We start from the raw sequence: 12,442 nt of genomic DNA on the forward strand, positions 1-12,442 counted from the left end.
AAGTTAACTTAAAAGGGGATATATCCCGTGAGAAAATTATTTATTAAAACTCGTTATTATTCCAGTCACCTTTAGTGCCTATATTTGTTGGTCCGCCTTGGCTTTCTGTATAGAACTTGGAAAATAATACTGCACCGATTTCACCTGCAGGAGAGTTCCCAATAAATGAGCCGAAGAAATCACGAGCAACCTTCTGTGCTTGCTCTTTAGTCATGCGAACATCTTTGGTTGGTCCCCAACGGAAAGCTAGTTCAGCCCAATCAGTAGACTGATAGTTCACTACATGATACTTACCCTCTTCATAAGTGTTAAAGCGAGTACCTTTGGCAGTATAGTTTTTCAAATCAACATCCAAGTGTCCTATACACTGACCAAATATTTCTTGAATGCACTTATGAAGTACTCGATGAGAATTATCACTTTGGTTTGCATAACTGGCATGACCATTTTTAGATGAGTAAATAACAACATGGCTGCCATCCCACTCTAGCTGATTAGCATTTCTTTTTTCACCATAATTATGCTGAGAAAAGTAAGCAGAAATTAGTTTTTTAGAACTATTTTCAAATCTGAAAGTAACATGCTCCCAATCGCCAGTGTGCTCACCAAATGGTTTCAGCTCACCTGTATTATTATATATCTCACCAAATCTTACTTTAGCAGTACCAGGCCCATTGTAAGCGTAGAAGAACCAGTATTGAATGTCAGTGTATCCAGGTACGGTATCTTTAACATGCACAATTGTTTTGGCTGCTGCGACATTTCCTGGTCTAGACGCACTGCCGTTAACAGGCTCTAACCAAATATTATCTACCACATTGCCATTAATATTTCCTACAGACTTAATATGGTTATAATCATTCTTAAATGTAGCTAAAGAGGTTTTTACTTTATTGCCTTTAGAACTCACCAAATAAGCATTATTTAAGTAATTAAAGGGAGAGTCTAATTTATAATTTTCGCTCGGGTGCAGATATAAAATAGGCCCATGATTTTTAATTAACGCCAATACTTCTGCTTTTGTTAGCTTTGAATTGCCACTGGCATGTTTATTCAGCACATAAAATAGAGGGCTACTGCTAGGGGCATGGTGGCTTCTATTCCCCACAAACATATTTAAGTTAATACCATCAGCGTGATTAGACACTATCTTCCAAGAGCCAAAGTCATCATCCGCACCCGTATCATCATCATTCCAAATAAATCCACCTAGCTTACCAGGAACAACCAGTTCATTTTTTACACAGCGCACTTCATCGATAGATGGTTGATGATGATTACGTGTAGCTACTGTACCTAAACACTTATAACCTTGTGGTGGGTTTGGTTGCCAGAACGAGCCATCCCAATCAGCTCCAGAGCCAGAGTCATCCCAAATTTTAGTATACCCAACTGGTCTTACTAACATTCCTGGTTTAAGCTCTTTTACAACAATAGAGGCTTCAGTTGGTGCACCATATCCCCCCTTACCATAATGGCCTAAACGATAATACCCAGCTGGGGTTTTCGGCCGATAATAACTTCCATCATGGTCCCCTCCAGAACCATCATCCCACCATACTAAATCATATTCATTAACATATTTTATATCTAATGAACCCGCTATTGAGTTTGCACTCACATATGAAACGGTAGCACCATATGCACAGGCAACAAATGAAGCAATAGTAAGTACTTTTTTCATTCGAGTTTTTTCCTTTCTTTATTAAACAAAACATCAATGTAATGAGAAGTAATTTAAAGCCACTTAATGGCCGCATTGGAAATGCTCTAACAATACTTTTCAAATCTCTGAAGATGATTTTTATTGTGAGGTGTCTACAGCAGATTTGAAATGAGCTTGGGATAAATACAACTGTTTTGGGATATTAGAAGACGGCTTTGGGATAACGCAGTTATAAACTGGGATAAAGCTAATGAATGGGAAAATACAGCAAGGCCTGTATACCATATACACAGGCCTTAATTGTGAGTAAAACTAGTGTAACTTAAGTCTTGGTCTTAATACTTTATTAAGCTTGTCACTCAACCAATAAAGTACGGTTAAAAAGTAACCGTGAAGACTACTTTGATGCATCCGATAAAGCATTTGGTATGACCAACGGGCAAGAATCCCTTCTAACAACAGTGAGCCTTTTAATAACCCTCCCATTAGTTGCCCAACAGCCCCATAGCGGCTAAATGAAACTAAAGAGCCATGGTCTTTAAAGCAAAAGTCGGCATAGTTATTAACCATATCTTCTGAGTTTTGGCTTGCTATCATGTGAGTAATTGCTTTCGATAAATAAACTGCCTGCTGATAAGCTACCTGAGCTCTGGGTGCTAAAGGACTTGCTCCTTCTTGTAAAATACACTCTGCACAATCACCTAATGCAAAGATGCTTGAGTCTTGCTTGGTTTGTAAATTAGGCATTACTTGTAACTGATTAAGCCTGTTGACTGTTAAACCTTCAATTGAGGTTAATATTTCAGGAGCTTTTACACCAGCCGCCCAAATAAGCAAATCACACTCAACCAGATTACCGTTACCTAGCGCCACTCCTTGTTGGGTAACTTTGACCACTGATTCACCAGATACAATATTCACAGACAGCTTTGCCAATTCATGCTCAGCTGCACGGCTGATTCGTTCAGGTAGTGCAGGTAATATTCTGGGAGCACCTTCAATAATAGTTATTTTTACTCTATCAACAGGAACCTGTTGGTTATTATAGTGAGCCAGCTCAACAGCTGCATGTCTTAGCTCCGCAGCTAGCTCAACTCCTGTCGCACCAGCACCAACAATGACAACATTTAGTGGCTTATTTGGGTCTTGCTCTAACAGGTTATATTGCCTAAGAAAAAGATGATGAAATCGCTTAGCCTGATAGAAACTATCCAGGGTTTTGCAGTGTTCTGCTACTCCTTCAACTCCCAAATTATTACTGGTACTACCAATAGCAATGACTAAGTAGTCATAGCCTATTTCTCTAGCAGGTATAATTTCTTCTCCTTCAGTATCTAGTAAAGGGGCTATAGATAGCTTCTTTTTTGTTCGATTAACCCCGGTTAACTTACCTTGCATAAACATATAATGATTTCGTTTAGCATGCGCTTTGTAGCTTACTTCGTTTGCCGTATAGTCAATGGAGCCTGCAGCCACCTCATGTAATAAAGGTTTCCACAAATGGGTTTCAGCTTGATCGACCAAGGTAATTCTAGCCAACCGCTTTTTTCCTATTTTTTTGCCAAGGCGAGTTGCTAACACCAACCCCCCCGCACCACCACCAACCACCACAATATGGGGTACAGTCTTGCTACCATTCATTAGGTTAACCTCATAAGTCCAAAAAGTTTAAGTCATTCGATGGTAACGCAAGCCAATAAAATTCAGTAGCTTAATAATGGATAAAAGATTTAATAAATATAATTAATGTGTATTTTAAATACTCAACATATTTCGTTAAACTGACGGTTTTATTTTTCCAACCTTAAATAGTCGTATAAATACGCATCTCCAATCACTAGCCAATCTTGTAGGCTACAGGGCATCACTAATAATTGTTTATGCTTCTCGGGTTCTTCCGCTAACACAGTGCTAGAGCCCGTCAGGCACCTTCTGTAAATTCTCACTTGGTGTTGCTGCTTTTCAACAAGCCACCAGCAACGCCTTGATTGCGAATTTACCTGAAGCAAACAATGTATTAGAGGTGCCCTACACTCAAAGCGAGGGGTATGCAAATGCCGAACTTCCCTGCTCAGAACTAGTCTTACCAACTTTTAGCTTTTTTAGCTGTGGAGAAATAAGTGGCCAAAAAAAAGCCATCAAAAACAAAGAAATCCTGGTTATCACAAGCTTTGATAAAAGTAAGACAATTCTGCTTAAAGCTGGTCGTCTTTTTATTGGGGGTTAGCTGTAGCATAACAGTTATGCTACGTTGGCTTGACCCACCCACAACCGCTTATATGATTCAACGTAAACTAGGTGCAAACCTTCCAGGACCAGCTTGCCAGAATATTTCTTATCGATGGCAAAACTGGCAAAATATTTCACCAGAATTAGCCTTAGCAGTGATAGCTGCTGAAGACCAGCGCTTTGCAGAGCATATTGGTTTTGACTTTACCGCTATTCAACAAGCAATCAAAGATGGCATCGCTGCCAAACGGTTACGCGGTGGCAGCACTATTAGTCAGCAACTCACCAAAAACTTGTTTCTTTGGCCAGAACGCAGCCTGCTACGAAAAGGTCTGGAGGTTTACTTCACTGCTCTCATCGAGCTAACTTGGCCCAAACAACGTATTCTTGAAGTATATTTAAATACTATTCAATTTGACTCTTGCACGTTTGGCGTAGAAGCAGCCAGCCATGCTTTTTTTAACCAATCAGCCAGCCAAATCAATCGTTCTCAAGCCGCATTGATGGCCGCTGTACTACCCGCACCTCACCGATTAAAAGTGACCCGTCCAACTCAACACCTCCGACGGAAGCAGTCCTGGATTGTTCGCCAAATAAAGCAGCTTGGTGGTAAACATTATTTGACTCAGATAGCAAACAACTAGCTATACCCTAACTTCCAAGCAACTATTGCTTAATGCCATTTGTAAGGTATTATATTTTAATACTTCCTCTAAAAAAGAAGACCAAACTAGTGCCTAGCCCTGTTAGCAATGCGTCACCGTATAGGTCTAGAGGGTTGAATTAAAGGAAGAATACACCACAGATTGCGACTTATCAGTCTGTTCAAATGGAGCTTCTCAAGTGTCACTTATTTACAGGATGCAACACTAGATGTCTCAAATTAACGAAATTATTGCAACCCTGAAAAAAACCTTAAAAGCCCATGGCTTAACTTACTCGGATGTTGCTGCACATCTTAACTTATCTGAAGCAAGTGTTAAGCGATTATTTGCAAGTAAACAGTTTTCTCTAGACCGATTAGAGTCTGTCTGCCAATTGATGAATATGGAGATAGTTGACCTAATCAGCCAAATGAAGCAGCTTAAACAAGCCCCAGAAGCACTGACCACTGAGCAAGAAACCAAATTAGTCTCTGATATCAAACTATTACTGGTTGCTATTTGTGTGTTAAACCACTGGCGATTTCAAAATATTTTAGAGGAATACAAATACTCCGAAGCCGAGTTAATTCAATTATTAGCAAAATTAGACAAACTAGGTATTATTGAGTTACTACCAAAAAATAAAATAAAACTATTAGTAGATAGCAACTTTTCATGGCTAGAAAATGGCCCAATAAAACAGTTCTTTCTTAAACATGTTAAAAGCGATTTTTTTAACGATCAGTTTGACAAACCCAATGAGCTACTGCTGTCAGTTAATGGCATGCTAAGCCAAGGGTCTATATCTATTTTGCAAAAAAAGCTCTCTCAAATTGCTAATGAGTTCACCACCCTTCACCATGAAGATTTAAAGTACCCATTAGCAAAACGAGAGGGTACCTGCCTGGTAATAGCAATGCGGCCATGGGAGCTTGAAGTTTTTCATGCTTATCGAAGAATATAAATCTCTTGCTAAAGCATCAAAACATAGCAGCAAACCTTGTTGGCTTGGCGCACTGCTTGTCACAACGTTAGTATTTTGCTTATTTACTTCTCGCCTTTGTTTGGCTGATAGCTATCAGCGACTACTTGAGATAACCAGTAACCCTGATGTTACTATCGCCCCCTTTACTACAGACGGGTGCAGTGGCGGTATGTCAACTTTATGGAGTTTATTTGATCAAAGCCCAGTTTGGGAATATTGCTGTATTTTACATGATAAAGTTTACTGGCAAGGTGGAACAGCCCAACAACGACTTAAAGCTGACAACAATTTACAACAATGTGTAATCCAAGCAGGCTACCCTCGTTTAGCAGATCTCATGTATCATGCTGTTCGGGCTGGTGGAGGTCCTTGTACGGGGCTACCTTGGCGCTGGGGATATGGCTGGCCTCATTGTACTCTTATAGAGTGATAAATTGTAGCTCTAGAGTGAAACCAATTGTAGCACCTATAATAAAAACTATAAGTAGTTTTTCATTCATAAAAAAACGGTTATTTACATTTATGATAAATTTAATTAGACGAATCATTTTTAGCGTATCTTGGCTTTTAATGCTGTTTAGCCTGCCAGTACTCTGTGCTAATGATAAAGTATTTTTTTGGTCAATCGAAAGTAATAAAGCAAAAGTTTATTTGTTTGGTTCTATCCATCTTGCTAATCAAGCAATTTATCCTTTACGCCCAGAAATCACTCAAGCATTTGCCAGTGCTGACACCTTAGTTGTTGAAGCTAATCCAGAAGCTATTAAACAGTCCGAGCTAATTCGATTAGTTAAGCAATATGGGCATTATCCTGGCCAGGAGACCCTACAAGACCATATCAGCCCTAAAACCTACCAGGCGCTAGCTGATTATGCTAAAAATTTAGGCGTTCCTATTTTGACCTTAAAAAAAATGCGGCCAGGTTTTGTTATGTTAAACCTAACTACCGCACAACTGATGAAACTAGGTTATATGCCAGATAAAGGATTAGATTTACACTTTATCAGACAAGCAACTAATAAGAAAAAGATTGTAGAACTTGAATCATTGGCTGAACAACTTGCTATCTTCTCAGATTTACCCGAACCAGACCTTTTTATCAAAGTTACCCTAGAAAGTTTAACAAATGCCAATTCTCAGTTTGTTCAAATGATTGATGCTTGGAAACGTGGTGATGATGAAGTTCTTTTTAACTTTATGTATAACGATCAAATAAACAAATACCCTCAATTCAAACCAGTAATGGATAAGCTTCTATTAAAACGCAATATAAAAATGGCCAAATCAATAGAGGATATGCTTAACAAAAAAGGCATATTTTTTGTAGTCGTAGGAGCAGCCCACTACATTGGAGAGGATGGTATTATTGAGCTATTAAAGCAAACGGGCTATTCAGCCAAACGACTCTGAGTTAGTCATTTATAATAACGTCTAATAGCCAAAGCAAGAATAGTGTCTTGAAGACCATCATTTACTTTGGCTTTTCGAATAAGCCTTTTAATCCTAAGGCTTAGGTTATGAATAACGTCATAGTGGTTACTCTATATTATATAAGCAACTTCATATCTGCTAATACATGACTAGATTAGTTGTTGTATTTTTTCATCACTTGAATATCTGTATGTAAAATTTGGTTTTTGGTTTTATTTCGGTATGCCTTTATATGAGGCGATGCTAAATGAGCCTGCAAAGCTTCTTTACTTGCCCACTCTTCATAAAAAATAAAGTGTGCATTCTCATTATAGCTTTCATGCATTTGAAAAGTAATGCATCCTGGCTCTTTTAATGTAGGCCGAATTAGTGAGATCAGTTCCTCCCTAACTTGCAACTTAGCATCTTCACTCACCTTAATAGATACAAAAACAGTTAATTTGTTTGACACCCTTATCACCTACTGTATTTCCCTTTTTTCGGCTTGTGAAGTTATCACTGCCTATTATGTTAAAACACTTCACTCAGAGTAGTAAGTATAAACCTACATAAAAGCAACAATCACTACTTCAACTACAAACTTCTAGCAACTTCCAGTTATCTGAAACTTAGATATGATGGTTATTAGTTTAGCTACGTCAAGCAAAGGTATATATACACCCAATATAGAGTTAAATCAATCGTAGAGGTACTATACTATTAGAGATAGTACAACTATATACTCAATGTGAAGCGTATAAAATTCCAATCCAACTACTTCATCAAACATGCCATTCATTTCAGGGTATATATTTATATTTTAATCAACTTACACTGATAATATTTTTTCTAATATTACCAATATGTCTTAGGCATAAACCATATTTTTGAGATAACTCCCTTCGAGATGCTCCTTGCTGTGTTTCTTGAATAATAGCAATATCTCTTAACTGCCGGTCAAAATGATCATGTTTAGGAATTTCAAGAGTTGCGCCTGCAAACTGGAGAGATAGTTTATGCAGCGCTTCATGATCTATTTTATCTTGTAATAGCGACCGTTCAGGATACTTTGGTACATATAAAGGGCGGCCACCAAAGTGTAATGACAACTGATAGGTAGCAGTTACACCAATACAGTCAATAAGGTCTCGTAATGTTGCGGGAAGCTTTTCTAAATTAATTTGATGGAATAGCTTGCTTTGCATATCAATATACCTTTCACGGTATCCCCATAGTAATTAGCATGCTTATCAAACGTTAAAGGTGCCCTAAAGTTTTTAATATCTAAAAATATTCGGGCTAATAATGCACACCTAAAAAATAACTAAAACAATCTGACTACATATGTAATTACATAAACTTCAAAAATATCGACTTTCTTTTACTCATTCTGCCATAGCAGTTGGATACTAAGCAGCCAGTCGTATAATCACTGATTACATTAGTTATTTTTAAGTCAATATAAAATTCTACAAGAAAAGAAACCATGAACAGGCAGTTCTAGTTTGCGCTCTAATTTAATACATCTACTCACTGGTACAAAAAGCAGGCAAAAGAGTCTACTAATACTAAGGTACTATCAAATAAAATTTGACTTGTTCTACTGACGTGAGACAGATAAAATTTTGTTGTCACTGGTAAGCTAATCAGATCACTGATCTTGCTGCTGCTAGTACCAAAGAATTAGTACTAAAGTACAATTTATACACTTAAGTAACACTTATTTTATAGGCTCGCTTTATAGCAGAGAATAACAATAGTTATCCCTTAGAAAGGCTTAACATACTCGCCACAAGCTAAGGGCTAAAGACTTAGTACCTTTTACAGTATATAGCCAAAGAAGTAGATTTAGGGTCCGATTTGGAGCTGGAGCGCTGCAAGCATTTTTATGCATTGCATAAAAAATGTACATATATCACTTATTTAGTGTAGACCCAAAAACTAGTAAAACGATTGATAAATGTAAAAGTTGACGAGCCAATAAAACCGCTCTCTGCTTTAATAGTAAGACAACACACAGGTTGTAGTTATGGTTAATAACCTCCATGAGATTGATCTTTTCAAGGTGGCTTTGCATGACCAGCAAATAGCTACAGCAGATAAGTTAAGAAGCTCTACCACAAGTGTACAAAGAAAGAACAAGCCCACACTATCAAATAACCATTCTCACTCAACTTTAAGAACAGTAGCCAGCAAGCCACTAATAACGCCATCAGATCAAAGTGGCACACAACTGAGCAATAAGCGATTTGCTTTAATTGTTTGCTCACACCAAACAGCCGTTAATAAGCTTGAGGATTACTGCCATCACTTGAATGTTGGAACTTATGTTGCTCAGGATGGCTTAGAAGCACTTAAGTGGCTTCGAATACAAAAACCCAACCTATTAATTATTGGCTCTGTTCTGCCTAAGATGAATGCCTCACAACTGATCGCCTTAATTCGCCGTAATCAGTCACTTCAAAACATTCCTATTATTTTGCTTAACCAGGATAATGACTTATTTATTTCAGCTATCGCTAAATCACTAGGTGTTGAATCTTGTTTAAACACCCCTATCAAGCAATCAACGATCGCCAAGCAGATAAAAAAATACTGTACCCACAGCACTCCTCGTAACAAGCCCATGCTGGGCATCATTTCTGATACGCCCAGCCATCGCCTAGTCTTAAGGCAGCGCTTGGTAGAGTATAACTATGATATCTGCTTTAATGCCGATCCATCTCAGCTAGAGGGCTCGATAGAAAATTTAGATAAGATTGTTGATGGCTGGATTCTAGACATCACAGGAGAAGAATGGCTTGACAATATTGACCAACTTCTTGAGCGTTTAAATTCGCCTGTGTTATATGGCCTAGAACCACCTCCTATCTACTCAAGTTCATCGCAGCAACTTAAAGACCCTAAATACGTGAAATGGGAAAGCAAGCTAATTAGCAAAATAAAAGACACAATTAAGTAAAATAACCCCTTTATCGTATTTTATCTCGATATTGCGCCGGTGTCATTCCCGATGCTCGCTTAAATGCCCGATGAAATGCTTGAACAGAAGTAAACCCAAGACAATATGCAACTTCCTTAATACTATAACTGGGATTATTCAAAAAACGAGCACCACTTTGGTAAATAGCCTTCCGTTGAATATCTGTAAATGATACGCCTTCATCACTTAACTTTCTTTGAATAGTTCTTGGACTCATTTTAATTTTTTTGGCAACTTCCGATAAATTTATTTTTGCCACATAGTTCATATCAAATATTGCATTATAAATTAACTCTTGCAGACTTTGTTCTTGCTTAATATCTATTTCTTCTACAAGCTTTGATTTTAGTGTTTTATGAAGATGCTGATGATAATACACTGCTTTTGTATTTAGATGCGAGCTAGAAAAGCCAATCTCCCATAATAATTCACCATCATTTAGCACACAAATATAGCCAAACCGTTTTAGCAAGTTTAAGTTGGAGTAATGCTCTTTTTTTAGTAGTTTCAATTGAGTATAATTAATTTTCTGATAAGTCATTGAAGACAGTATAAAGTCAATAAAAGATAGAAAATAAACAGATAAAAACTCAATTGCAAGACTGTATTCTGTCTTAAAATAAAAACTAAGCTTACAAACAGGAGAGTCACTATCAAACTTTAACTCTGCTTCAGACCCAATAATATTCCTGCAGTACTTCATTAGGCAATGAATACTGTTTTCAACATTCATCGAGTTTAAAGCAAGCAGACCTGCAACACCAAGGCTGCTCACTGTTATGCTATTGGCAACCTTTATATGGATATCAGGGTCTTTAGTAATTGCATAAATGAAAACTAGCGCTTCATCTAGTTGAGCTAATGAGATATAGCCATTTTCCCCATCATTACTAAGGATACTCGCCAAACTTTGCTGCTGCTCTTCAGCCAAGTTAAAGCAAAGCATGTACTGTTGAATATGATTAGCTATTTTATTTGAAATTAGCACTTTCTTATATTACTTATCAAAACTTTATGCATTCGACAGCTTCTAATTAATTAAGTTTTTCACTGTAGCTATTTTGTTTATTTTTTAGTTACAAACAAGTTCAAGTACCTGTTTCCCCTAGTTTATTAAGCAACTATAGCATTTATCATAAGCCTATACTCTCAAAAAATAAATATTCTCTATGGATAAAGCAACCCCTCTATACTTGCGCAAGTATTCTCATAAGCAACAAAAGCTTTATACAAACCAATAGCCGTAGAGATTGTAGCACTTTCACAATCATCAACATTTGCTTGGTAGTTGCACAGTCCTCTATTTACCTAGCGAGATGTTTCAATCAGAACTATCACTGAAAAATATAACGTGCCTCACACAACATAACTAACAATGATTTTACATGATGCATAAACACCATTATTATCAAGGGACAGCCTGGAAGTTCTCTATTCATGGAGGTTAACAATATAACCTGACCGAGTAATTTACTATCATGCATGTCGCTGCCTCTTACCTTGAATCTTTGTTTTTAACCCTTGAAGACTATGGCATTGATAGAGAATCTTTTTTCAAGGAAATTGGCATTTCAAAACCCACCAATTTTGGCCATATTTGCGGCTATAACGGAGAGCAATTTGAACGCATTATTCTTGGTTCTATTGCCATCACAGGTGACTCTAATTTTCACCTAAATATAATGAAAAACCACTCATGTTGTAGTTGTGATATTGTAGGTTTAATGGCACTATCTGCCCCTACACTAGGCAAAGCTATCCAGGTATTTATTCAGTATTACAATGAGTTTATGGATATTTATGCGCCACCTGAATTAATAGTCCGCTCAAACACTTGTGAACTCATATCTCCTAAGCTGATTGATCATGTAAATATAATCAATATTGCAGACGAATTAAGGGTGAGTTCTTGGGTATATGCTATAAAGATGTTTATCAGATCACACCCGACAATCAACGAAATCTGGTTTACTCACCCTGCACCTATCAACCATACCCAATATGAAGGTCTATTCCAGTGTCCTGTTTACTTTGATATGAACCAAACTAAACTACTATTTCCTTCTGTATTATTAAGCTATCAAAACTCTAACTATAATGAAGATCTATTCTTGCTTTTACTTGAAGAGGTGCATAAACAAAAAGTGGTAAGAAAAAAGACGACACCACTATCCGAATATCTGTACGATTTATTCTTAAAAAAACCCGAATTTATCCGTATGCCTGTAAAGCATGTGGCCAACCAATTAAAAATGAGCGAAAGAACGTTACAACGCAAATTGCAAGCCGAAGGCAGTAGCTATAAAAAAATTTCAAGCAAAGCATTTTCTTATCTAGCCAAAAAGTTATTAAAACATACCAGCCTTCCCGTTAAAACGATAGCTTTTGATCTTTGCTTCAATAGCCAGCAAAACTTTAATCATGCCTTTCGTGCAGCCACGGGCCTCTCTCCCAAACAATATCGAGAACTTGAACTAGCTACTACCAAAGCAAGTGGCGCGTCACCATATACTCCTCACAAATGA

The 12,442-nt window shown here is 37.4% G+C and carries 12 protein-coding genes; 7 read left to right on the plus strand and 5 right to left on the minus strand.

Annotation, left to right across the window (positions count from 1 at the left end):
- Positions 1 to 43: 43 nt before the first annotated feature.
- Both ORQ98_RS07825 and ORQ98_RS07830 read right to left on the minus strand, forming a co-directional pair.
- Complete coding sequence (locus ORQ98_RS07825) at positions 44 to 1,684, minus strand: Vps62-related protein (protein WP_274688237.1); 1,641 nt, start codon at positions 1,682 to 1,684, stop codon at positions 44 to 46.
- A 294-nt stretch (positions 1,685 to 1,978) separates the two neighbouring features.
- On the minus strand, positions 1,979 to 3,307 hold the full coding sequence (locus ORQ98_RS07830) for an NAD(P)/FAD-dependent oxidoreductase (protein WP_274688238.1): 1,329 nt from the start codon (positions 3,305 to 3,307) through the stop codon (positions 1,979 to 1,981).
- 343 nt (positions 3,308 to 3,650) lie between these two features.
- Here ORQ98_RS07830 and ORQ98_RS07835 point away from each other — a divergent pair, with 343 nt between their 5' ends.
- From ORQ98_RS07835 to ORQ98_RS07855, 5 genes are all read left to right on the plus strand, one after another.
- The gene (locus tag ORQ98_RS07835; protein ID WP_274688239.1) at positions 3,651 to 3,893 is read left to right on the plus strand and encodes a hypothetical protein; all 243 of its coding nucleotides are present in this window, start codon (positions 3,651 to 3,653) and stop codon (positions 3,891 to 3,893) included.
- Between the two features lie 16 nt (positions 3,894 to 3,909).
- Complete coding sequence (gene mtgA / locus ORQ98_RS07840; protein WP_274688240.1) at positions 3,910 to 4,539, plus strand: monofunctional biosynthetic peptidoglycan transglycosylase; 630 nt, start codon at positions 3,910 to 3,912, stop codon at positions 4,537 to 4,539.
- Between the two features lie 229 nt (positions 4,540 to 4,768).
- Positions 4,769 to 5,503 carry a helix-turn-helix domain-containing protein gene (locus tag ORQ98_RS07845; RefSeq protein WP_274688241.1) on the plus strand — a complete coding sequence of 245 codons (735 nt, stop codon included), beginning with the start codon at positions 4,769 to 4,771 and terminating at the stop codon, positions 5,501 to 5,503.
- Positions 5,484 to 5,954, plus strand: coding sequence for a hypothetical protein (locus ORQ98_RS07850; protein WP_274688242.1), 471 nt, complete (start codon positions 5,484 to 5,486; stop codon positions 5,952 to 5,954). Before ORQ98_RS07845 ends, ORQ98_RS07850 begins: the two co-directional genes overlap by 20 nt.
- A gap of 92 nt (positions 5,955 to 6,046) precedes the next feature.
- Positions 6,047 to 6,934: a TraB/GumN family protein gene (locus tag ORQ98_RS07855; protein ID WP_274688243.1), complete on the plus strand. Its 888-nt coding sequence runs from the start codon at positions 6,047 to 6,049 to the stop codon at positions 6,932 to 6,934.
- A gap of 175 nt (positions 6,935 to 7,109) precedes the next feature.
- Here the strand turns inward: ORQ98_RS07855 and ORQ98_RS07860 are convergent, their stop codons facing one another.
- The gene (locus ORQ98_RS07860) at positions 7,110 to 7,406 is read right to left on the minus strand and encodes a putative quinol monooxygenase (RefSeq protein ID WP_274688244.1); all 297 of its coding nucleotides are present in this window, start codon (positions 7,404 to 7,406) and stop codon (positions 7,110 to 7,112) included.
- 352 nt (positions 7,407 to 7,758) lie between these two features.
- A complete protein-coding gene (locus tag ORQ98_RS07865; RefSeq protein ID WP_274688245.1) occupies positions 7,759 to 8,139 on the minus strand; it encodes a Mor transcription activator family protein in 381 nt (126 codons plus the stop codon).
- Between the two features lie 824 nt (positions 8,140 to 8,963).
- On the opposite strand from ORQ98_RS07865, the gene ORQ98_RS07870 reads away from it, so the two are divergent.
- Positions 8,964 to 9,896 (plus strand): response regulator, encoded by a 933-nt coding sequence (locus ORQ98_RS07870; RefSeq protein ID WP_274688246.1) that lies wholly within the window; start codon positions 8,964 to 8,966, stop codon positions 9,894 to 9,896.
- 10 nt (positions 9,897 to 9,906) lie between these two features.
- On the opposite strand, the gene ORQ98_RS07875 is transcribed toward ORQ98_RS07870, so the two are convergent.
- Complete coding sequence (locus tag ORQ98_RS07875; RefSeq protein ID WP_274688247.1) at positions 9,907 to 10,905, minus strand: helix-turn-helix domain-containing protein; 999 nt, start codon at positions 10,903 to 10,905, stop codon at positions 9,907 to 9,909.
- A 490-nt stretch (positions 10,906 to 11,395) separates the two neighbouring features.
- On the opposite strand from ORQ98_RS07875, the gene ORQ98_RS07880 reads away from it, so the two are divergent.
- A complete protein-coding gene (locus ORQ98_RS07880; RefSeq protein ID WP_274688248.1) occupies positions 11,396 to 12,442 on the plus strand; it encodes an AraC family transcriptional regulator in 1,047 nt (348 codons plus the stop codon).

It is taken from the genome of Spartinivicinus poritis, assembly GCF_028858535.1.
GTDB lineage: Bacteria > Pseudomonadota > Gammaproteobacteria > Pseudomonadales > Zooshikellaceae > Spartinivicinus > Spartinivicinus poritis.

What these genes read in the sequence shown, in the direction of transcription:
- ORQ98_RS07825 (WP_274688237.1), bottom strand. Translation starts at nt 1,684, where the DNA reads ATGAAAAAAGTACTTACTATTGCTTCATTTGTTGCCTGTGCATATGGT.
- ORQ98_RS07830 (WP_274688238.1), bottom strand. Translation starts at nt 3,307, where the DNA reads ATGAATGGTAGCAAGACTGTACCCCATATTGTGGTGGTTGGTGGTGGT.
- mtgA (WP_274688240.1), top strand. Translation starts at nt 3,910, where the DNA reads ATGCTACGTTGGCTTGACCCACCCACAACCGCTTATATGATTCAACGT.
- ORQ98_RS07845 (WP_274688241.1), top strand. Translation starts at nt 4,769, where the DNA reads ATGTCTCAAATTAACGAAATTATTGCAACCCTGAAAAAAACCTTAAAA.
- ORQ98_RS07850 (WP_274688242.1), top strand. Translation starts at nt 5,484, where the DNA reads ATGCTTATCGAAGAATATAAATCTCTTGCTAAAGCATCAAAACATAGC.
- ORQ98_RS07855 (WP_274688243.1), top strand. Translation starts at nt 6,047, where the DNA reads ATGATAAATTTAATTAGACGAATCATTTTTAGCGTATCTTGGCTTTTA.
- ORQ98_RS07865 (WP_274688245.1), bottom strand. Translation starts at nt 8,139, where the DNA reads ATGCAAAGCAAGCTATTCCATCAAATTAATTTAGAAAAGCTTCCCGCA.
- ORQ98_RS07870 (WP_274688246.1), top strand. Translation starts at nt 8,964, where the DNA reads ATGGTTAATAACCTCCATGAGATTGATCTTTTCAAGGTGGCTTTGCAT.
- ORQ98_RS07880 (WP_274688248.1), top strand. Translation starts at nt 11,396, where the DNA reads ATGCATGTCGCTGCCTCTTACCTTGAATCTTTGTTTTTAACCCTTGAA.